The 21,975-nt window shown below is 37.0% G+C and carries 16 protein-coding genes and 4 pseudogenes; 6 read left to right on the top strand and 14 right to left on the bottom strand.

Going from position 1 to position 21,975, the window contains the following annotated elements; genetic code table 11:
• Positions 1 to 274: 274 nt before the first annotated feature.
• Together Xentx_RS15480 and fliZ are read left to right on the top strand one after the other, a co-directional pair.
• Complete coding sequence (locus Xentx_RS15480; protein ID WP_074021289.1) at positions 275 to 997, top strand: RNA polymerase sigma factor FliA; 723 nt, start codon at positions 275 to 277, stop codon at positions 995 to 997.
• Positions 998 to 1,050: 53 nt separating this feature from the next.
• Complete coding sequence (gene fliZ / locus Xentx_RS15475) at positions 1,051 to 1,566, top strand: flagella biosynthesis regulatory protein FliZ (RefSeq protein WP_074021288.1); 516 nt, start codon at positions 1,051 to 1,053, stop codon at positions 1,564 to 1,566.
• Between the two features lie 183 nt (positions 1,567 to 1,749).
• Here fliZ and putA read toward each other — a convergent pair whose 3' ends face one another.
• Positions 1,750 to 5,730 (bottom strand): trifunctional transcriptional regulator/proline dehydrogenase/L-glutamate gamma-semialdehyde dehydrogenase, encoded by a 3,981-nt coding sequence (gene putA / locus Xentx_RS15470; protein WP_074021286.1) that lies wholly within the window; start codon positions 5,728 to 5,730, stop codon positions 1,750 to 1,752.
• 516 nt (positions 5,731 to 6,246) lie between these two features.
• On the opposite strand from putA, the gene putP reads away from it, so the two are divergent.
• The 3 genes and pseudogenes from putP to Xentx_RS18920 form a co-directional block, all read left to right on the top strand.
• Positions 6,247 to 7,731, top strand: coding sequence for a sodium/proline symporter PutP (gene putP / locus Xentx_RS15465; protein ID WP_074021284.1), 1,485 nt, complete (start codon positions 6,247 to 6,249; stop codon positions 7,729 to 7,731).
• Between the two features lie 106 nt (positions 7,732 to 7,837).
• Positions 7,838 to 7,978: pseudogene (locus tag Xentx_RS15460) on the top strand (IS6 family transposase); the annotation flags it as partial.
• Positions 7,979 to 8,099: 121 nt separating this feature from the next.
• Positions 8,100 to 8,226, top strand: a pseudogene (locus Xentx_RS18920) (IS5/IS1182 family transposase); the annotation flags it as partial.
• A 12-nt stretch (positions 8,227 to 8,238) separates the two neighbouring features.
• Here the strand turns inward: Xentx_RS18920 and Xentx_RS20190 are convergent.
• Both Xentx_RS20190 and Xentx_RS15450 read right to left on the bottom strand, forming a co-directional pair.
• Positions 8,239 to 8,313 (bottom strand): annotated as a pseudogene (locus Xentx_RS20190) (IS1 family transposase); the annotation flags it as partial.
• A 76-nt stretch (positions 8,314 to 8,389) separates the two neighbouring features.
• A complete protein-coding gene (locus Xentx_RS15450; RefSeq protein WP_074021282.1) occupies positions 8,390 to 9,598 on the bottom strand; it encodes a DUF6136 family protein in 1,209 nt (402 codons plus the stop codon).
• Positions 9,599 to 9,773: 175 nt separating this feature from the next.
• Between Xentx_RS15450 and Xentx_RS19635 the strand changes: the two are divergent.
• Positions 9,774 to 9,950: pseudogene (locus Xentx_RS19635) on the top strand (IS6 family transposase); the annotation flags it as partial.
• A gap of 13 nt (positions 9,951 to 9,963) precedes the next feature.
• Here Xentx_RS19635 and Xentx_RS15445 read toward each other — a convergent pair.
• From Xentx_RS15445 to Xentx_RS15395, 11 genes are all read right to left on the bottom strand, one after another.
• Positions 9,964 to 11,928 carry a chorismate-binding protein gene (locus Xentx_RS15445; RefSeq protein WP_244149880.1) on the bottom strand — a complete coding sequence of 655 codons (1,965 nt, stop codon included), beginning with the start codon at positions 11,926 to 11,928 and terminating at the stop codon, positions 9,964 to 9,966.
• A gap of 21 nt (positions 11,929 to 11,949) precedes the next feature.
• Positions 11,950 to 12,579: an isochorismatase family protein gene (locus Xentx_RS15440; RefSeq protein WP_074021277.1), complete on the bottom strand. Its 630-nt coding sequence runs from the start codon at positions 12,577 to 12,579 to the stop codon at positions 11,950 to 11,952.
• A gap of 19 nt (positions 12,580 to 12,598) precedes the next feature.
• On the bottom strand, positions 12,599 to 13,384 hold the full coding sequence (locus Xentx_RS15435; RefSeq protein WP_074021275.1) for a 2,3-dihydro-2,3-dihydroxybenzoate dehydrogenase: 786 nt from the start codon (positions 13,382 to 13,384) through the stop codon (positions 12,599 to 12,601).
• Positions 13,385 to 13,563: 179 nt separating this feature from the next.
• Positions 13,564 to 15,357: an alpha/beta fold hydrolase gene (locus Xentx_RS15430; RefSeq protein ID WP_074021274.1), complete on the bottom strand. Its 1,794-nt coding sequence runs from the start codon at positions 15,355 to 15,357 to the stop codon at positions 13,564 to 13,566.
• Positions 15,358 to 15,963: an ATP-binding cassette domain-containing protein gene (locus tag Xentx_RS15425; RefSeq protein ID WP_167366766.1), complete on the bottom strand. Its 606-nt coding sequence runs from the start codon at positions 15,961 to 15,963 to the stop codon at positions 15,358 to 15,360. It abuts the gene before it with no gap.
• A gap of 318 nt (positions 15,964 to 16,281) precedes the next feature.
• Complete coding sequence (locus Xentx_RS15420) at positions 16,282 to 17,475, bottom strand: DegT/DnrJ/EryC1/StrS family aminotransferase (protein ID WP_074021271.1); 1,194 nt, start codon at positions 17,473 to 17,475, stop codon at positions 16,282 to 16,284.
• A 160-nt stretch (positions 17,476 to 17,635) separates the two neighbouring features.
• Positions 17,636 to 18,499, bottom strand: coding sequence for an MbnB/TglH/ChrH family RiPP precursor modification enzyme (locus tag Xentx_RS15415; protein WP_074021269.1), 864 nt, complete (start codon positions 18,497 to 18,499; stop codon positions 17,636 to 17,638).
• Position 18,500: 1 nt separating this feature from the next.
• Complete coding sequence (locus tag Xentx_RS15410) at positions 18,501 to 19,397, bottom strand: hypothetical protein (RefSeq protein WP_074021268.1); 897 nt, start codon at positions 19,395 to 19,397, stop codon at positions 18,501 to 18,503.
• A complete protein-coding gene (locus Xentx_RS15405) occupies positions 19,394 to 20,194 on the bottom strand; it encodes a cupin domain-containing protein (RefSeq protein ID WP_074021266.1) in 801 nt (266 codons plus the stop codon). Before Xentx_RS15405 ends, Xentx_RS15410 begins: the two co-directional genes overlap by 4 nt.
• 157 nt (positions 20,195 to 20,351) lie before the next feature.
• On the bottom strand, positions 20,352 to 21,785 hold the full coding sequence (locus Xentx_RS15400) for an AMP-binding protein (protein WP_244149881.1): 1,434 nt from the start codon (positions 21,783 to 21,785) through the stop codon (positions 20,352 to 20,354).
• A complete protein-coding gene (locus tag Xentx_RS15395; protein ID WP_074021263.1) occupies positions 21,752 to 21,937 on the bottom strand; it encodes a hypothetical protein in 186 nt (61 codons plus the stop codon). The genes Xentx_RS15400 and Xentx_RS15395 overlap by 34 nt, the downstream gene beginning before the upstream one ends.
• Between the last annotated feature and the right edge of the window lie 38 nt (positions 21,938 to 21,975).

Below are 21,975 nucleotides of genomic sequence, written 5' to 3'. Positions count from 1 at the left end.
TTAGCTTGAACGAAGAGAAAGCCGCGTCATTTAGGCGCAGTCGGTAACATGCCCTTATAGGGCTAGAGCAAACCACCCGCTATGCGGGTGGTTCTGATTTATTATTTTTATAAAGATCGTCAAGGACAGACTGAAACTCGCTATGCGTTTGGGTGGGCAACAAAAATTTCGCATAGGTGAAAAAGAAGTGCTTTTACTTCATTGTTCAAACGATTGTACCGATCAGGGGACTGGATAATGGTATCCAGTCTCTTATCCAAAGGTGTCTGTTGTTGTGAGCGATTTGTATACCGCCGAAGGCGTGATGGACAAAAATAGCCTCTGGAAGCGCTATGTACCCCTGGTTCGCCATGAAGCATTGAGGCTACAGGTCAGGTTGCCTGCCAGTGTAGAACTCGATGACTTGCTTCAGGCCGGTGGCATAGGCTTACTGAATGCGGTGGAACGGTTTGATTCCCTACAGGGAACGGCCTTTACCACCTATGCGGTACAGCGCATCAGAGGTGCAATGTTGGATGAGTTGAGGAGCCGTGATTGGGCTCCGCGTAGTGTGCGGCGTAACGCACGTGAAGTCACGCAAACCATCCGTAAACTTGAGCAAGAGTTAGGCCGTCCAGCCAGTGAGCAGGAAGTTGCTAAAGAATTAAAGATTAATCTGATAGAATATCGGCAAATACTGTTAGACACAAATAACAGTCAACTGTTTTCTTATGACGAATGGCATGAAGTTCACGGTGAAAGCTGTGAGCCAGTGATTGAGGAGGAGCATGAAACTAACCCTCTCCAACAATTATTGGAAGGTGATCTTCGTCAGCGGGTAATCAATGTTATTGAATCATTACCTGAGCGGGAAAAGATAGTTCTTACGCTATACTATCAGGAGGAACTGAATCTTAAAGAGATCGGCGCAGTACTTAATGTGGGTGAATCCCGCGTAAGTCAGCTTCACAGCCAGGCGATAAAAAGGCTGAGGGCACGTTTGAATCAAGAACAGTAACTTTTTGCTTGTTTGTTTTTTTTGTTAAGACTATACACAGGGCTTTATCTCTTATGTCTATTACAACACAAAAGAAACGGCCTCTTAGCCGTTATATCAAAGATTATAAACATAGCCAGACTCATTGTCTGCACTGTCATAAAACTCTCGACCGTATTTCGCTTGTTTTTAACGGTCAGGTCATCAATAAGGAAGCTATTTCTGAGATGACTGAATTGGTGGATGACAAAACCTGGAGCGAGTTGCAGGGTAAATTTGTGGCACTGTGCCGCTTTTGTAGTGAAATTTATTGCAATAGTCAGACTGATTATTTTGACATTATGTCATTTAAACAGTATTTGTTTGAGCAAACAGAGATGAGTCACAGTACTGTGCGTGAGTATGTGGTTCGTTTAAGGCGTTTGGATGAATTACTAACTTCAAGTAATTATCCAACAAGTGAGTTTACGCCAGAAAAGATCCAGGAAAAACTCAGTGAGGAATTATCTCAATCTGCTTTTAGTAATTATAATATTGCCCTGCGTAAATATGAGCAATATCTGAGTTGGCAACAGAACGGTCGTCATTGATTAATTATACCGATAGGTAATATTTTTAAATTAAAACGATTTCAGAGGGAAGTGCGATTATCACGCACTCCCCTCTATGTATATTTCGTTGAACCGTTCAATTTAGCCACTTATTTTAATTACTAAATAAATAGCTTTATCAGAAATAATGTGAGCAAAAAAAATGACATTAGCTGTTTCATGTTAACCAATTGTCATCAGGCTAGCATTTCCGCCTGCGGCTGCTGTATTAACACTTAATGAACGTTCATGCAGTAAACGTTCTAGCAGCAAGTTGGTTTCACCACGGGCAAAACCTTGTACGGAAATAATCGGCCCCTTACGTTGCGCAATCACTTCACACACATGGCGTAATTGGTCACAATCACCATGATAAATAACCGCTTCCATCGCTGTTTCTTCATTCTGCCAATCGTTGATCCAATAAATATGCTGACGAACCTCATTGGGTAACTGACTGTGTAGCCCTTGATGTAGCTCATCTTTTTCCCAAATGGCTTGACAACCAACAGAAAGTACCGCGGCTAATTGCACCAATGCGTCTTGTTCGTTGTCTGCAAGGCAAAGGACATGACCACGCGGCAGTAGGGTATAAGTATTACGCTCTCCGGTTGGACCTGGTAATAGGCGTATTGTTCCGCCCTGTGCCAGTAAACTGTATTCCTGAATTACCTGATTCAATACTTCATTATTCTGCTTGGTTGCCCAATCTGCCAGTTTATAGAGAGGCGAGTGCAGGTCAACACGAGCTTTGGCATCCAGCTCATATTCTGCATCCTGCCGTTCCAAGGTTTGGCTGGCGGCATTGAGAGGGCGTTGTGACAGCAAACGATACAGATACAGTGGTCCACCGGCTTTTGGTCCTGTACCTGACAAGCCTTCACCACCAAACGGTTGCACACCGACGACTGCACCGACCATATTGCGGTTGACATATATATTGCCGACTTTCGCTTTGCCTGTGACCTGGGTGATGACCTCATCAATACGGGTATGGACTCCTAATGTTAAGCCATAACCGGTAGCGTTGATTTGCTCCAGCAGATTATCCAACTCATTACGTTTAAAACGGACAACATGCAAGACTGGCCCGAAAATTTCTTTCTTCAATTCATCGAAACTTTCCAGTTCAATCAGCGTTGGTTTAACGAAAGTGCCTTGTGACCACTCTTGGCTATCTGTGATATTTTCATATACCGCCTGATAAATTGTCCGGCCTTTGGTACGCATGGTTTGGATATGTCGCTCGATACCCGCTTTCGCTTCTGCATCAATGACGGGGCCAATATCTGTGGATAAGTGCTCAGTATTCCCCATCCGGCATTCAGCCATCGCACCTTTCAACATAGTGATAGTTCTTTCAGCTACATCTTCCTGAACACACAGGATACGTAGGGCGGAGCAACGCTGACCAGCACTGTCAAAAGCGGAAGCGATGACATCGGTAACAACTTGTTCGGTTAACGCGGAGGAATCTATGATCATGGCATTCAGGCCACCGGTTTCTGCGATCAACGGTGTTGGGCGACCTTGTGCATCAAGCCGACCAGCAATATTGCGCTGTAACAAGCTGGCGACTTCGGTAGAGCCTGTAAACATGACACCGCGTACACGCTCATCACCGACCAGCAGTGCACCTACTGTTTCCCCTTGCCCGGGCAATAATTGCAGTACATCACGAGGAATACCTGCCTGATGCAACATTTTTACAGCAACGGCGGCAATAAGTGGTGTCTGCTCTGCGGGTTTTGCCAGGACACTATTACCTGCCGCCAATGCAGCCGCGATTTGACCGGTGAAAATTGCCAGCGGGAAGTTCCACGGGCTGATACATACCACAGTCCCTAATGGGCGGTGGGTATCATTAGCGAAATCCTGGCGAACCTGGCTTGCATAATAGTGGAGAAAATCCACCGCTTCGCGTACTTCAGCAATTGCATTGTTGAATGTTTTACCTGCTTCACGAACCAGAATGCCGAGCAAGGATTGCAGATTGTTTTCCATCAACTCCGCTGCACGGACTAAAATTGCTGCCCGCTCTGAGGGAGGAGTGGCAAACCAAATTGCGCTGGCATCGGTAGCCACATCCAGTGCATGGCCAACTTCTTGTTCAGTGGCTTCGCGAACATAACCCACTATATCGGAATTTCTGGCTGGATTATTCACAGATTTAGTCGTAGGCAGTTCTCCAGTAGGTTGGAAATCGCCACCTAACAACGGTTCGCTGTGCCATGTTTCCATTGAAGAACTGAGCAGGGCGCTGGAAAGAGAAGCTAAACGATGTTCATTGGCGAGATCCAGCCCTGATGAGTTAACACGGTTTTTGCCATATAAATCACGTGGCAGAGGAATTTTAGGATGGGGCAGGCCGATTTGCCCTTCAGTTTGCGCCAATTCCTGTACAATTTTTACCGGATCAGCAACCAATTCATCAATCGGCAGTGACGTATCGGCAATGCGATTAACAAACGAAGTATTGGCCCCATTTTCCAGCAAACGGCGTACCAGATAGGCCAGTAGTGTTTCGTGTGTTCCTACAGGTGCGTAAATACGGCATGGGCGATTGAGTTTACCTTCTGAGATCTTGCCGACAACTTGTTCATAAAGCGGTTCACCCATGCCATGCAGACATTGGAATTCATATTGCCCCAGATAATAATTTTGCCCCGCCAGATGATAAATGGCGGATAAAGTATGGGCGTTGTGAGTGGCAAATTGCGGGTAGATCAAATTAGGGACAGAGAGCAGTTTGCGGGCACAGGCAAGGTAAGAAACATCGGTATAGACCTTGCGGGTATACACTGGATAGCCTTCCAAGCCATCGATTTGGGCACGTTTAATTTCACTATCCCAGTAAGCACCTTTCACCAGACGGATCATTAACCTGTGACGGCTGCGTTGTGCCAAATCAATAATGCTGTCGATGACGAAAGGACAACGTTTCTGATAAGCTTGAATGACAAAACCAATACCGTTCCAGCCTTCCAATTTTGGTTCGAAACACAATTTTTCCAGCAAGTCGAGGGAAATTTCCAGACGATCGGCTTCTTCTGCATCAATATTGATACCAATATCATATTGACGAGCCTGTAAGGTCAGGGAAAGCAGGCGAGGATAGAGTTCCTCAATAACACGTTCGTACTGAGCACGGCTATAACGTGGATGCAGGGCGGAAAGTTTAATAGAAATTCCTGGCCCTTCATAAATACCACGGCCATTTGATGCCTTACCAATGGCGTGGATCGCTTGCTGATAGGAAACTATATAGGCTTGTGCATCTTCTTCGGTTAATGCGGCTTCGCCGAGCATATCATAAGAATAGCGGAAGCCTTTTTCCTCCAGTTTACGAGCGTTGGCAAGGGCTTGGGCGATGGTTTCTCCCGTCACAAACTGCTCACCCATCAAGCGCATTGCCATATCCACGCCCTTGCGCACCAATGGCTCACCACTTTTGCTGATAATACGATTCAGGGAGTTGGATAACTTGGCTTCATTATGGGTAGACACCAGCTTGCCAGTGAACAACAAGCCCCATGTTGCAGCGTTGACAAACATGGAGGGACTTTGGCCTAAATGAGAATGCCAGTTGCCGTTACTGATCTTATCGCGGATCAGGGCATCACGGGTTGCTTTATCGGGGATGCGTAGCAGGGCTTCGGCGAGACACATCAATGCCACACCTTCCTGTGAAGAAAGTGAAAACTCTTGCAATAATCCCTGAACCAAACCTGAGCGGCCGATGCCCTGTTTTTGTTGACGTAGCTTTTCTGCAATGGAATAAGCGAGCTTATGAGTTGCCTTGGCTTGTTCTTCAGATAGCTGTGCACGTTGCAGCAGCATAGGAACCGCTTGGGTTTCGGGGAGGCGATAGGCTGCAGTAATTGCAGAACGTTTCACCGATTGGGGCAAAATGTGTTCAGCAAAATCCAGAAATGGTTGGTAAGGCGCCTCAATCTGTGATTCTACTTCGGAAATCATTTCTTCTTTGTTATCCTGACTCGCTGATATTTCTGGGAGCTTTTCCTCGTTTTCCAGACGTTCGAGATAGTTAAAAATGGCTTGCTTAATCAGCCAGTGCGGTGTGCGTTCAATTTGTTTTGCGGCGGCTTTAATTCGACTACGCGTTGCTTCATCGAGCTTTACACCCATAGTGGTACTACCCATTTTCACTCCTTAATAGGTAAGACTAGAACAAGTTACATAACAATATCTTTCATGTTGCAACTTTGTGCAACCATGTTAAAAGTAGTCATTCTAAATTTGTGAAATTAATCTTGTTTTCATTATTTCTTCAGAGAATCTTATTATTGTTTTTTGTTTAATTTGTTGATATTTATGTATTTTATTTTAATTCTGCAAATTTTAGGTATAACCAGTTATTTAATTTCAGGTGCAACTTCTGGAGTGATAAATGTGATTTAGTAAGCGTTTTTTATAAAAATACAGTTAATTTGTTGTTAAACATATTTTATATAAACTAGGATGGAATGTAATTTTAGAATAATTACAAACATAAATAGTACATATGGAAACTAATGGCATCTTCAGGTGCAACTGTTAGAGTCTGGTAAAAAAGATGAGGTATCACTCAAGGGTACTTCAAGCACAGATGACATTATTTACGCAAATAACACATTTGCAGACACATAACTTATAAAAACACTATGGAGAAGAATCTGCATGACAGTAAATTCACCGATGCTCATTACCTTCATTATCTACATCGCAGGGATGCTGCTGATAGGTTTTATGGCTTATCGTTCTACCAAAAATTTTGATGATTACATATTGGGTGGCCGGCGATTAGGTAGCGTGGTAACAGCATTATCTGCTGGCGCTTCTGATATGAGTGGCTGGTTATTGATGGGGTTGCCGGGGGCTATTTTTTTCTCCGGAATTTCAGAAAGTTGGATCGCATTAGGACTGTTGCTGGGCGCATACCTGAATTGGCGATGGATTGCAGGTAGATTGCGCGTTCATACTGAAGTGAGTAATAACGCATTGACGCTACCAGATTATTTCACTCATCGCTTTGAAGATAAAAGCAAAATCCTGCGTATTATTTCTGCACTGGTTATCTTGATTTTCTTTACTATTTACTGTGCATCGGGTGTTGTGGCTGGTGGACTGTTGTTTGAAAACACGTTTGGTATCAGCTATGAAAAGGCTATCTGGTTAGGTGCATTGGCAACGATTGCCTATACCTTCCTCGGTGGCTTTTTGGCAGTGAGTTGGACGGATACAGTTCAGGCTACTTTGATGATTTTTGCTTTGATTTTGGTTCCTGTGCTGGTTCTGTTCAAAGTGGGGGGAGTTGGCACCGCCATCAATATTATTGAAGCAAAAAATTCGGCCTATTTAGATATGTTTAAGAATCTGAATATTATTGCCATTATTTCTTTGTTGGGATGGGGATTGGGCTATTTTGGTCAGCCACACATTCTGGCTCGTTTCATGGCGGCAGATTCCCACCAGACTATTCATAAAGCCCGTCGCATCAGTATGACGTGGATGTTCCTGTGTCTTGCAGGTACTGTGGCTGTTGGTTTCTTTGGTATCTCATATTTTGAAATATATCCTGAGCAGGCAGGGTCAGTATTGCAAAACCGTGAACGTATCTTTATAGAATTAGGCGTGCTCTTGTTTAATCCATGGATCACCGGAGTATTACTGTCTGCGGTGCTGGCTGCGGTTATGAGTACATTGAGTTGCCAATTGCTGGTTTGTTCCAGCGCGCTGACAGAAGATCTCTATAAAGCATTTATACGTACCAAAGCTAGCCAGAAAGAATTGGTATGGGTTGGTCGTATGATGGTTTTGCTGGTGGCAATTATTGCTATTGTGCTCGCAACTAACCCAAACAATAAGGTACTGGCTTTAGTCAGTAATGCCTGGGCTGGATTTGGTGCGGCGTTTGGTCCAGTGGTTTTGATTTCGGTATTGTGGAAACGGATGACTCGCAATGGTGCTCTGGCAGGTATGTTGGTAGGAGCTATCACCGTACTGGTTTGGATGGAGTTCCGTTGGTTTTCCTTGTATGAAATCATTCCAGGTTTCATTTTCGCGACGATTGCTATTATCGTGGTGAGTTTGCTAGGAAAAGCGCCAAGCCAAGCGACACAACAGCGTTTTCTTGAAGCCGAAGCGCATTATAAGACTAAGTAATCCAAATAAAATAACAAGCCTCTGAATACTCAGGGGCTTGTTAGGACACTGTTGCAAATAGCCGATGGTAGTAAGCTAGGTTCCCATTTTTCCGAAGGAGCGGCGTATGAATCCTTTTCATGGTCGTCATTTTCAGGGTGAGATTATTCTGTGGGCTGTCCGCTGGTATTGTAAGTACGGCATCAGTTATCGTGAATTGCAGGAAATGCTCGCCGAACATGGCGTGAACGTTGACCACACTACGATGTTGGTCTTTGAGCCCCTTTTTGAAGGGTAAAGCTCAACTTAGGATCCTATTTGCAACAGTGCCGTGCTAGCAGATAAAGGTTATTCGGGAGGAAAACTCCGCGGTTACCTGCGCATGCGCAGAACGCTGTTTCGGTTTTCTCAAAGGAAATCGGCGTATCGCAACCCGTTAAAAAAACAGCCCGGAACTCTCTGTCCATGGTGAAATTAGGCTGTATTCGACTCTTTTACAGGCGATTATATAATTAAGGGACACTGCCTAGTACTCTCTTTTCCATGTTCTTTAACCTCTTCTGTTTTATGACAGTAGCGACAAACCACATCAACTTTAGTCATATCTCACCCATAATAAAAAGAGAGATGTTTATCACAACATCTAATTATTGGGAACATGACTTTCATTTCATCAATTTTAATTATGTATTAAACAACTCCCTTCCCATACAGTAAATACTGATATAATGAATAATATAAATTTAAAAATAAATCCAGATCTATATTTTTGTAAAATACAGATAATCCTAAATAGGAAAAGTGTTGTTGATAAAATAAAAATAGCTATAGATGTTAATTTGTTATAGCATAAAGTTATAATAAGAGGAATAGTTAGGGCGATTATTGTTATTGACAAAACATTTAAAATTACAGATAAAATATTTTTTTCTGATATACCAAAAGACTTGAATAATTTAAGCATAGGCATATGCAAAGAAATCATTGTATATAAAAGCGCTGATGTTTGAAACATGAGAGTTACATGAAAAAACGCAACAAGTAAAATCACAACTGAGAAACTCGTTCCCATGGAATTTAATAGTGAAAGTATTAGAACGGGAATAATTAAAATAATAAATAAATTTACTCTTTGATTTATATATTTAAAACCAAACAAATAATACAATGATATCATTGTAATATTTAATTTAAACCCTTTGTTTGGGTTAACTATTTTTCGGGATTTTGTTTTTTTGAAAAAAACAAACGATGAGTTTTTGATCTTATGTATAAATATATATAATACCATGAATGAAAATATTTTTATGGTGAGTAATGATGTGGTGGATATTAAAAAAGGAATAAATAATGATAATAAAAAAATAATTAAACAAGAATATGATGAGTAGAGGTAAGTTAATTGAAAAAACAAAAAATATATCATTATTAATAAAATTAATATTATTTTTTTTAAAAAAATAATATTATCTACACCTCCGTCATGACCAAATAACATTGCAGCAAAAAATGGTAGTAAAATGGGTGTATCAATAATGAATAGTACAGATAAATTCAATGAGTTTATAATGTTGTTACTAATTGGTAGAGTCTCTAAAAATTTCTGATAATTTCCTCCGCTAATACCTTTTGTCTGGATACTACAAATTATAATGAATAAAATTGATAATGAACACCATATAAATAATGCATGGTAAATATTCTGTTCATCAGTTAATGCTAAAATAGGAGTGGCTAACAGGCGCATCTGTGATAAAAATGGCATTGCCATAGGAGAAATAATTAAGAGAAAAAATAGCGTGACATTCATCCGTTTTTTAAGTATTTCAGATGTAACATTAGAATAGTATCGGAGACGCAAAAATAAAAGTGTAATATAAACTCTCATTTATTTATCCTATATTAGTGTGATTGCTGAGAGAGATTGATGGATTAATTACCGAGCAACTGCCTTAAACGATATTTTTATGAGGCAATTTGATAATACGATTCATCCCATTTCTCATTCTTTTTGATCAATTCAGAAGAATATTAGCGTTTGGGATTGTTATCACCACAACTGTGCTGTAAGCCCCGCCGGTGACACCGTTTATTTTCTGTTGACAGATCATAGGAATAAGGAAGTTGCATTACGTTTCTTTAAAAAGGCAATAATCCAACATGACCAACACAAAATAGTGGTGTCTTTGATAAAAAGGGGGGCGAACAAAGTCGCACTGGATAAATTACATCAGGGAAAATAGGAAGATGATTCTAAACCGGGTCAATTTTTTCTGGCGTTGACGTTTTTCTTAATGCATTTTGTATGAGCCACTGGTAAATAGTAAAAGCATCTTGTGTTAAGAATGACTCGTTATGAAATTGAATTGAGGTCACATTACTTGACGACAAGGCAATAATTTCATTGGAAACAAGCCTTTCAAAACAGATAGTTTTGTCATAAGTTGTACTATACCAGCAAGGTTCATGGTGCATGGCCGAAAAACTATTATAGAAACCGACACAATGATTTTTTCCCTGAATCGATACCTGATATTGACTGCCTTGACGATTTCTGGGTAAGCGTATAATTGGGATGCCAAGCTCAGCGCAAATGAGTTGATGCCCCAGACAGGTGCCAATTAGCGGATGTTGGGAACGCAATTGTTGCGCAATAATTTGTCGGGCAATCCGGACTTTTTCGAGTTTCAGATTGGTAGGATCACCCGGTCCCGGGCCGATGAACACGATGTTGTTACTGGCCTGTGGCAATTTGCACTGACTGTCATACCAGGGAACAATTGTGACAGCGCAGCCCGCTATTCTTAGCTGGTAGGCGATCATTTCGGTGAAGGTATCTCCCATATCAATCAGGAAGATCTCGTTGTGAGGCAGGGTCATACGGTTTTGTTCCATCTTTCCCAACCAGAATGCGGATGCTTTCTCATTGCGTTGTGCCAGAAGTTGGCTTGCTCTGCTATATAACTCTGCGGATATTTCCGCTTTTGGCGAGCCTGCAGATATTGTCGCAACATCAAAGAAAGAGTGCATCAGTCCCTGCAGTTTAGCGCGTGTTTCACAGGCTTCATCATGTGGTACGGAATCCCTGACGATAGTCGAACCTGCCGTCAAGCGGAAATGCCCCTGTGAGCTGATATCAGCTGTGCGGATCATGATAGCGGAATCCAGATAACGTTTTTCGCGGTTGTTACCGATAATAGCAACAACACCGCTATAATAGCCACGGCCTCGCTGTTCATGGCGTGCAATGACTTTACAGGCATTTTCGATTGGACTGCCCGTGACTGCTGGAGAAAACAATGATTGCTGGATAATTTCCTTCAGACCCCGGTCAGACTCACCATTAATATAGTATTCTGTGTGGGCGATATGCGACATCGCCTTGAGTTTTGGACCGGATACTTGGATATTGCGTTGACAAATATTGCCCATCATTTTGAGTTCTTCATCAACCACCATGAATAACTCATCGCATTCTTTTTTATCCTGTAAAAAATCATACAATGCGCGTTCTAAATGCTGAGTATCAGGATATTTTAATGTGCCGCTAATGGGATTCATCGAAACAGACTGCTGGCTTACCTTAATGTGTTGTTCGGGTGTGCTGCCAATAAAATAGCGACGACCTGTATAGCACATCCATGTCCAGTAAGACCCACATTCAGAGTGTACCAATCGTTTAAATAAATTCAGCGCGTATTTGATATTAAAACCATCAATATCGCCTTCTAGACTGCGTGAAATAACGAAATTACTGCCTTCTCCTGCGTTTATTTCCTGACGGATTACAGTGTCGACAATCTCACCGTACGCTTGATCATTGAAATCGAAACGAAGATTCTTCGGCTGAATATCGTAATTGGCGATAACTGCCATAAATTGGTTGACAGGGTAATATGTCAGTTTATCAATGTGCATGACGATCACCTGTTCGTGATCATCAATACAGGCATAGCCCTTTTCCTTTAATTGATTAAAAGGTAGCAGTACCAACTGCGACATCTGATGGGTGTTAGCGTCTGTCGTCGGGGTATCGAGGGTCAAATCAGAAAGGGAAGGAAATTGCTCAATATTGCCCTCAAGGAATAACACCGAATCAGCTATATCGACTTCCGGACGATAAATACAAGCAAAGGGTCGATCGAGATTTGCGATATAAACTGGGAATTCAGCAATGCTGCAAGCGGCAAGTACAGTCTTATTGGTAGATAACATCATTATCTCCTTTGATACAGGACGTTATTCCAAAATATTGATGAGCTGTTGAGTGGATAACACTACGGAACAAGTTTCTGCTGCCAGCTCTAGCGCCAAGCGATGTTTTTCTGCGGAAAAATCAGCAACAGCATCGGCTACGAAAAAAGTTTCAATATCATTGGAGTAGGCTTCCTGTGCTGTGCACAAGCAGCCGATGTGAGCATAAACACCGCATATGATTAGCTGATCTCGTTTAAGGCTGTGCAGTGTAGGCAGCAGTGGGGAATTGAAAAACGCGCTGTAACGCCACTTGGTTAATACCTGTTCACCTTCTTGAGGAGACAGTTGCGGGATAATACATTTGTGTTCGTGGCTGGCCTGCATACCCGGCCCCCATAGACTTTGCAGCAATCCTCTCTGTTGGGGAGTCATGTCTCCCGGCTGAGCAGAATAAAACACGGGGATTTGCAGGTGTCTGGCAACGTTCAGCAAATGGAGCGCATTATTAATAACCTGTACTACAGGTGATGTATTCGCCGTAAAAAAATTGAGAAAATAGTGCTGCATATCGTGGATGAGTAATGCTATACGGGTGCGATCAGCCTGCCAGTTTGCAATGGGTATCGGTAATTGGTGTTCTATCGGTAATGGATAGGGCAATATTTTTTCCATTCGGCTTTCCTTTTCAGAATTAACAACTTCCGAGGGCGGCACCGCCATCGACCAGTAAAGTTGAAAGCGTGGTTTGTCCTGACTCTTCGCAAAGGTAGAAACAGACTGCCGAGGCGATCTCTTTCGTCGTTGCGATCTTGTTGAGTGGAATACCAATACGGAATTGTTGTGGGTTGCCATTGAGAGTATTTTGGCGGTCACGTTCGTTCTGCCACATACCCTGCAGCATAGGTGTGTCGGTAGATCCGGGGGCAACTACATTGCAGCGGATACTATACGGTGCAACCTCCAACCCTAATGCATAGGTAAATGCCTGTGCTGCTGCTTTTGATGCGCAGTACGCCGCCATAGTGGCTCGAGGCACACGCGCTGCGTTAGACGCGATGGTCACAATGCTGCCTTTCCGCTGCTTCATCATCAGGTTTGCCGCATGGCGGCTAATGTTAAATACGCCAGTAGAATTGACCGCAAAAGTTTTTTCCCAATCCTGAAGGGACGTCTCAGCAACAGAAGAGTGACATAATACGCCCGCACCATTGACCAGATAGCCCACCGGATCCAACTGACGACTCAGTGTGGCGAATACTTTTTCAACACATTGAGCATCAGTTACATCAACGGTAAAACCCATAATTGGCTGTGTATGTTCGCCTTTTAGCTCGGCAACCAGAGATTCTAGTGCTTGTGACTTGTTATCCAACAGCGCCAATGAAATGCCTTCTTTCGCTAGCAAACGGGCTACGGCCTCACCAATACCCCCGCAAGCGCCAGTAATGACGGCAGTATAATGTTTATCAAAGGTCATTTTGTTGTAGCTCTTTCCAGTAGTGTAATAAGGTCTGCGTTTGCGACATGTTTAAGTGCGGATCGCATATTCACAGAATAGGTGTTACGGTTGCTTCATATTTTTTGTTAATTAAAAAGGCATTAAAAATAATCTTCCTTATACTTAGATAAGTGATTAATGAATAAAAATTTAATTTATTAATAAAATCTAAGATGCATAATAAATTTTTCTATCTCGATATTACAGCACTCCCAATTGTAACTTCGTTTAAATATGTGATCATCATTCTCTAATGTATATAATTTACGTTTAACACTTGCATCTGTGAAAGATTTTGAATGTTCCCAAGGAGTAACCTCATCTTCTTTTGAATGGATTATCAATATATCGGTGTCTATCTTTGAAAATAATTCACTTATTCTGGTTTTATTTTTTATTAAAGATTTTTTTAAAATATTATAATCATAAACTGGGTTAATAAGAATAGCTGGAATGGATGAATTAGTATTACGCAAAAAATTGAGTATAGATAAACCACCTAAACTACCAGAGCAAAGTACAATTTTATTGAAACCAATTTCATTTAACTCTGTAATCACACCACTAAGATAATTATCTTCATTAATTTCTTTATTGAGTTCAAAATTATTTACAGAGTTAAAAGAACTAGGGAGGTTAATTATTATACCTTGATAGCTTTTTGATTTATCCTTGGTAAGGAGACGACAAATACATTCTTGAAACATATTTGGCTGCATGCCACTCATTGCCAACTTATGGGCTCCTGGGTAATAAACAACAATAATATTTTCTTTTTTGTAATTTAGATTAAAGATATCTTTTTTTACAGATAACCAATTGAGTATAGGGATAGATGGATATTCTGTTTTATTTTGATAGAATATTTTTACATTCCTACTAATACGGCTGTACTTTAATATTGATAGTTTATTTTTTAGTAATCCATAAAAAATACAATCACCGTTTTTTAGAATGGATAATTTGTATCCTACATCCTCAAAAATCATTCTTGTGGTGAATTTATTACCATGATTGGTTACTTCAAAAATTTTTCTGATTGGTTTATTTGAGACATATTCAATTGCAATATAATATATTGAAGAGCAACAATTCGATGAAACAAAGTTAATAACTACATGCTGTGGTAGAGATACAGGAGTTATACGTTCATTTACAGAGTTATAATGGCATAAATAAACATTATTATTTTTCTCGCAGATAAATAAAACATCATTATTTTTCCATCTTGATAAATTAATATTTTTTATACTTAAATGAGATACTGCCTCAACATTTATATTTTTGATTGAATTAAGGTCATGTTTATTTAAAACAATAAGATGGTTGTTGATTTTACTAACTAGATCTTTTGGTTGTATATATATGTATATATATGATTCAGTAGGAACTATATTAAAATGGGTTCTAGAATTACACTTTATTTTCCCTATTTTATATTTGAAAATTTCTTTCCCATCATTCACTATCAAAGTAAAATCATTTTTATCATCCACAGATAGTAAATAGTTATTTTTTTCTTCTAAAATAAAGGACTTAATATTTTTTTGAAAAGCATAATATTTACCAAAAGAATTTGGTAAGGTTTTAAACAACGTTTCTCCAGATAATAACCATAATGTATTTTTGTAATCAAATTTTATTGATTTTATGTTTTTTAAATTAATTAATCCACACATTTTATTATTTTCGAGAGAAAAAACCTTAACGTTATTATTTGTACTTAAGGCATAATTTTCTTTCGAAAAGGAAATTATATTTTGATAAATACTTTCTTCTAGATGCAAAAAAATAATTTCCTCTTCCAAAACTTTATACCAATAATGGTATGCGTTATTACCATCACTAGCAATCCAAGACACAATTACATTTTCTTTATTATCATTCTGCAATGAAGTAATAAATGGTGTTTCAAAAACACTTTGTTTTTCAATAAATGAAAAGTAATTCATTTAATTACCCTTAAATATATTTATGTTAATAATATGGGGGTTTAGATATTTTTTAACCTCAAAATTATGGCATGTCATTATAACTAATCCAGACAGGCTGAATTTTTTTATATTCTCGAGGAAATATGAAAGTGAATCATTATCAAGACCATTAGTTGGTTCATCAAAAATAAGTATTTTTACATCAGCTATGATTGCAGAAATTAACATGAATTTTTTTGCAGTTCCAAGAGACATATCACGAAAATGAATATGCATATAATTATGTAAATTAAAACCATCGATTAAATCAAGTTGTTTTTCTATTTCTATCTTTCTTATAGAACAAATAAGATCTAGAAATTCTTTTCCAGTAATGAATTCATATATACAGGGGCTATCAGGAGCATAAGCTATAAATTTTTGTCTACAACCGTATCCTTCACTTAAAAATACATCTCCATAATCAGGTTTAATGGCGCCAGCTATAATTCCTAACAATGTCGATTTACCTGAACCATTTTCACCTTCTAGGCAATAGATACCATTATTAGGAAAAGTAAAGCAAGCATCCTTAATTATAAATCTTTCTGAATATTCTTTACATATGTTGGATAATTTAATCACTATAACACCTATTTTCACTTTAAGTAAATACATTTAACTATAATATATAATTATAGTTAGTCTCATTATCTGGCTACATAGATTTTGATTGTTTAGTAATGAATGTTTTTTAATTATTAATTGCATCAAAAAACATTAAATTATAGATATAAAGTATAATTATTTGTAATGCAATTGCGCATAAAAAGACACTAAAATTATTTACCTTCCGTTTAGCAAAGCTACCGCCCTTGAATTATTTCCTATAAGAATAACTCATTTATTTTATTATGCTTTCTTATTAATGAATTATTTATAGTTAAAAAACAGAATATTTCATTAATTTTTTAATGCCGAAATCACTTTTTTTATCGCTCTGTAAATATCTAGTGTATCATCATGATTCCCTAATAAAGCTCGGTGATGTATCCAAACTCCTCTATTTGCGATATATTCAGCAACTGGACACGAGTCTATAAATTTTTGCTTATGTCGTGTTGTGCAAGGATATAGCCAATAATTATCAACATGGTAGATTGATTTATAAGCACGGAATGCTGGAATTCCCTCAGCGAATAGGCAAGCTACAAAGTAATTACGATCAATATATGCAATCCTTTGATCGAGTGTAAACATAAACATATAGTGTGGATGAGATGTTACGATTTTAGTATCGTACTCTTGAAGAGTAACTTCTGGTAATGTTTTTAACAATTCCTCTAAACTTGCCGCGTTACGCTCTCTAATCTGAGTTTGTTCTTTTAGTCTTTTTAGTTGAGTACGCAAAATTGCTGCAGAGAATTCACTTAGTCTAGCATTTGTTGCGATTATAGTATGTTGATATTCTTTGTCTTTTGTATGACGTCCACAATTACTATAAAGAAAAACAAGATCACGTAATTCTTTCGTAGGGCACAAAACGACACCGCCTTCCCCTGCTGTCATCAGTTTAAGATTATGGAAACTAAAGCATGCCAGTGTTCCCCAATCACCTATCTTTTTCCCTTCTTCTCCACAGGCTCCATGTGCATGAGCGGCATCTTGAATAATAATAATGTCATGTTTATTAGCTATTTTTATTATATTGTTCATATCACATAAGTGACCAGCAATATGGACCGGTATGATTGCTTTTGTTCGGGGAGTTATATTTTTTTCAATTAGATTAGGATCAATACAATAAGTACTTTTTAAAACATCTATAGCTATTGGTATTGCACCAACTCGTTGAACTGCCATACTAGTCGAAATAAATGTAAAAGCCGGAACTATAACTTCATCTCCAGGTTTTATACCAGAAGCTAATAATGCCAATTCTAATGCTACCGTTCCACTAGTGACAGTGACAGCATAACCGTTATGATATTGACCGAATTCTTGTTCAAAAAAATTATTTTCTTCCCCTTGATTTCTCCACCAATGCCCTTGATGTAAACTCCTCAATAATGCTTGCTCTTCACTTTCATTAAAATAAGGCCATTTAGGAAAGTTCGCGAGACGAATAGCTTTACCGCCATTGATTGCTAATTTCATGTTAATTACCTATTTAATTTCAATAGATTATCACTTTATTTAAAATTCTTAACTTAGTCAAAAAAAGCAAAAATACAGATTGATATAAAAAATATAATTTTGTATATCAAATTAATTTAGATTACATTAACTTTATCCAGTATATGGATTTTTTTAAAAACTATTCTAATTTAGAGTCAAACTTCCGTGGGCAGGTGAGACGACAATATGCAGGAGAAGTAAACAGTATTTCTCTAGCACGGTGTAAACTCTCTAAAATATCATCAATATCGAAATTAGCATCTCTTTCTAAAACAATACCATGAGGTGTGATTCTAGAACATAGGTACTCAAGTAATTCCCATACTGGTTTTCCTATTTTATGACCATGACTATCTATTAATAATTCATCATGCGCATATCCTCCAGCTATATGAATTTCTACGATTGAATTTAAATCTATTTTTTCTAGAAAATCATAAGGATCATAACCATGATTTTTAGAATTAATATAAAGGTTATTTACATCAAGCAGTAACCCACATCCACTTTTCTTAATAATATCATATATAAATTCACACTCACTATATTCATTATCAGGAAAGTCAAAGTAGTATGAAATATTCTCTATTAAAAATGGTATATTACTAGATGAACAAATTTCTTTTATTTTTGATATTACTCTTTCCTTATTATATGAATTTCTTCTAATAGGCATCAGTTGACCTATATCAAATGCATTTATTTTTGTATATGCCAAGTGATCGCTGAACCATAATGGGGATAATTTATTGATGATATTGGCTGTTAATTTTAAATAATTTAAATCTATACCTTCATCAGCACCTATAGATAATTTTAATCCATGTAGTACACAATATCTTTTGGTTAAAATTTTTTGCAAAGATAAAGGAATATCTTTAGATAAAAAAAATAGGTCAGTGATAATTTCTATAAAGTCAAAATAGTCAATATTTTTTAACAAGCTGTCACCTATTTCAGGGCGGTAATTAATTCCAACACCATATGGAAGATTGTCTAACATATTAACTCCTTTTTATATTTTTTAATTTACTCTTAGAGAACCATCTAATCACGCCTAATGATTCTAGTTTAATAAATATTGAATCTATTTTCAAAATATTGTTATCAGACAACTCTGATAACAATATTTTATCACAAATTTTTTTATAGGTTGATAGAGAATAGAATTCGTTGATTAACTTCATCAATAGTGTGTTTACCTTTATAGTTCTAACTTTCTGGTCATGCCAAGATATATAAGTTAAAATGTTATTTTTTTCATTTTTTAAAAGCTCTTTATCTGATAATTCTATTTCTACATTGTCATTTTTTCTTAGTTTTTTTATCATTGTGACTATATCAAAATCATAAGTGTTATAAACTGGCTTTACCATTACCACAGGGTAATTATAATCACTTTTAGAATCTGACATTGATAATGAATTATAACTGATTTTCTTTGCGTTATTTAATACCTCAAGGATACTAATTTCATAACTAATAATTTGACATATGAAAAAACCATTCTTATAAGAAAGAAATGAACCTTTATTTATTACATGTTTCATAAAATCTAGTGCACATAGATTAGCATCATTCCACCTAAGATTAGATAAAGTACTGCGAAAATCATCCCATTCTACATGCAATATATTTTCACTAATAGCTGTTGCAGATAAAGAAAAGAACAAAAGTACATGTTTATATAATCTTTTATCTAAAATTTCACTTAATATTCTAATTCTCTTTGTTTGATTTATAATTACGCCGTTAATAATATCTTTAATTTCTTTAGGTATATCTAAATTAGGGTCGTCAAATTCTTGGGTGTGTATATAATGATCTAATGAATACGTATTGGTAACCAAGTAACCAATCAAATATTGAATCATTGATTCGTTTTCTTTTATTTTTATCACATTCTCCTCCCATGTAATTTGGCATTGATTTCCTTGACTCTAATTAAAATATCACCAGAAAGAACAGATTCCAACTGAGATGAATATTTTTCAGCTTTACTTATATCAAGGCGGATCATTTTTTTATATGATTGTAATTTAATTGATGGAGTTCCGAGGGGAAATATTTTTTCCAATATATTAAATTTGAAATTCGGGCTTAATTTATCAGTGAGTAGTAAACATGAAGTCAAATTCCTCAATACTACAATAGAATGATCAATATTGTCACGTGGATCATTTTTCCCTAACCATATAGTATCGCCATTTTTATCTTTTCTCAGTTCTGAATCACAAAAAACGTGTAGAGTGATACTATATTCGGATAAATCGGGATTACCCAATGCATGGATACATGGTGGTATTAAATAACCTGTTTTTCCTTCAATCGCAATTAGTTCATCAATAACAGATAGTTCTTCATTTGTTTTTTTATAAATTTTTATTTTTATTTTGTTGTGCATAACTCCACTTACGCTCCATGTGTTATGCTGATGTGGTTGGTTTTCACTCTTAGGATTCCATAAAAAAATATTCATCCTCCATTTATTATTATGATCAACATAAAGTGGCTTGATTTCGTTAATATTTATGGTGTTTTTAATATTTTCAATGAGTTCATTGATACAATCATTCAAAAAAAGTTCGTCTGTAATTGCTACAGACATAATATTTCTGATATTATTTATCATATCAAACATACTTTGTGCTGATGTAATTTCGTAGTTTATTCTTTTTGCAAAATCAATTATATTCATAATCCCCCCTGAAAATATATTTTTATAACTGAAGGTTATATGACTGAATCTTGTTAATTAAATTTTATAAAATTTATTTATGATTTTATGAGGATAAATTATAAAAAATTACTTTCCTTATTATTCTTACAATACTAATTAATAATTAAATGATTTTTTAACAATCATAAGAAAATTCAGTTAGTGTTTTACTTCCCAAAATATTACGTTGTAATTTCCCTGAGCTGTTCCTCGGTAGAGCATCCATAAACTCAATTTCCTCTAAATGCTTATATGTAAAATTAATCCATCTATTCTTTACTGAATTAAAAATTCTTTCCTCTAAGGAAGGGGATATTACTGTTCCTTCTTTACATACAACGCATGCTTTTAATATAATCACATTATTTTCATTTGTTTCTCCAATGACTGCGCACTCTAAAACTTCATCATTTTTTAATATTTCATTTTCTATTTCATAAGGAGACACCCATTCGCCACAACCTTTTTTAATCATATCATCTGAACGACCGAAATATGTAACATAATCATTAGAAATGCTAAACATGTCATTGCTAATATGCCAACCATCATTAAAAGATTGCTTGCTTCTCTTTACATCATTTAAATACTCACAAGCAACACTTGGACCACGAATACAAAGTCGCCCAACTTTTCCTTCATTAACTTCATTTCCTTTATTATCAATTATTTTAATTTGAAAACCACTTAGGCATTTACCTACTGTCTGTGGTTTTATATTTTCTAGAGTGTTAGATAGAAAAATATGTCCCACTTCTGTAGAGCCAAAACCATCTAAAAGTGGGATTCCTATCTCCTTATTCCATTTTTCTAATAGAATAGATGATAAAACCTCCCCAGCAGAAGTTGATATACGCAAAGATTTTAATTCACTCCCTCTATTATTATTAAGTAATTCAGAGACCATTCTTGGTGTTCCAAGAAATATTGTTGGTTTTAAATCTTTACTTAACTTTATGATTCTATTATAGGTTGTTTTTTCTCTAAAAATGATGCATGATGCACCATATATGAAGCTAAATAATAATGCCCCACCTAATGCATAACCAAAAGTTAGCTTAGGGACGGCTAGCACCTTATCTGCTGAATTCATATGTAAAACATTTTCAGAAAAAGCATAAGCACAATGCAAAATATCCCGATGACGCCTGGGTATTACTTTATTTTTTCCTGTTGTGCCCGAACTGAGTAAAGCATAAGCATAGCTATCAGCACTTGTATGGCTGATCAATAAATCACTTGATTTGTTTTCTATTGCTATTTCTAAATCAGATGGATTTAAATGGAAATCTCCGATAAAAATAGTTTCAATGTTATTGGTTATCCCGGAAAGTAATCCTCTTTTTTTCTCTATTTCATGATCAATAATTAATATATCAGCATTTATTTTTTTTATTATGTAATTTATTTCTGTCGATTCGCTAAGAGGATTACTTAATATAGCCATAGCACCACATGCTATAACTGCAAAGAAACTTATTACGAATGCAGGGGTATCAGGAATGGCTAATATAACTCTGGTTTTATTTTTTACACCTATTGACTTAAAATAGTTTGATGTTTTTGAAATTTTTTCTGATAGTTCTTGGTAAGTGAAATTTTTTCCATCATATGAATAGCTATATTTTTACCTCTACCTTCTCTGATATGACGAAAAATAAGAAAATCAGTTAAGTTTAATGAATTGTTTTTTAATGACTCTTCTAAATCTATACTTTTCATAAAGGTAAATCACTCCATCAATTATTGAATATAATAAC

This window comes from Xenorhabdus thuongxuanensis, from assembly GCF_001908095.1.
Classification (GTDB): domain Bacteria; phylum Pseudomonadota; class Gammaproteobacteria; order Enterobacterales; family Enterobacteriaceae; genus Xenorhabdus; species Xenorhabdus thuongxuanensis.
Note: the sequence above shows the minus strand (reverse complement) of the source record. Positions and strands in the feature narration are given on the sequence as shown.

Coding starts and splice junctions, on each gene's coding strand:
- fliZ (WP_074021288.1), top strand. CDS start 1,051: ATGTCTATTACAACACAAAAGAAACGGCCTCTTAGCCGTTATATCAAA.
- putA (WP_074021286.1), bottom strand. CDS start 5,730: ATGGGTAGTACCACTATGGGTGTAAAGCTCGATGAAGCAACGCGTAGT.
- putP (WP_074021284.1), top strand. CDS start 6,247: ATGACAGTAAATTCACCGATGCTCATTACCTTCATTATCTACATCGCA.
- Xentx_RS15450 (WP_074021282.1), bottom strand. CDS start 9,598: ATGAGAGTTTATATTACACTTTTATTTTTGCGTCTCCGATACTATTCT.
- Xentx_RS15445 (WP_244149880.1), bottom strand. CDS start 11,928: ATGATGTTATCTACCAATAAGACTGTACTTGCCGCTTGCAGCATTGCT.
- Xentx_RS15440 (WP_074021277.1), bottom strand. CDS start 12,579: ATGGAAAAAATATTGCCCTATCCATTACCGATAGAACACCAATTACCG.
- Xentx_RS15435 (WP_074021275.1), bottom strand. CDS start 13,384: ATGACCTTTGATAAACATTATACTGCCGTCATTACTGGCGCTTGCGGG.
- Xentx_RS15430 (WP_074021274.1), bottom strand. CDS start 15,357: ATGAATTACTTTTCATTTATTGAAAAACAAAGTGTTTTTGAAACACCA.
- Xentx_RS15420 (WP_074021271.1), bottom strand. CDS start 17,475: ATGAAATTAGCAATCAATGGCGGTAAAGCTATTCGTCTCGCGAACTTT.
- Xentx_RS15415 (WP_074021269.1), bottom strand. CDS start 18,499: ATGTTAGACAATCTTCCATATGGTGTTGGAATTAATTACCGCCCTGAA.
- Xentx_RS15405 (WP_074021266.1), bottom strand. CDS start 20,194: ATGAATATAATTGATTTTGCAAAAAGAATAAACTACGAAATTACATCA.
- Xentx_RS15395 (WP_074021263.1), bottom strand. CDS start 21,937: ATGAAAAGTATAGATTTAGAAGAGTCATTAAAAAACAATTCATTAAAC.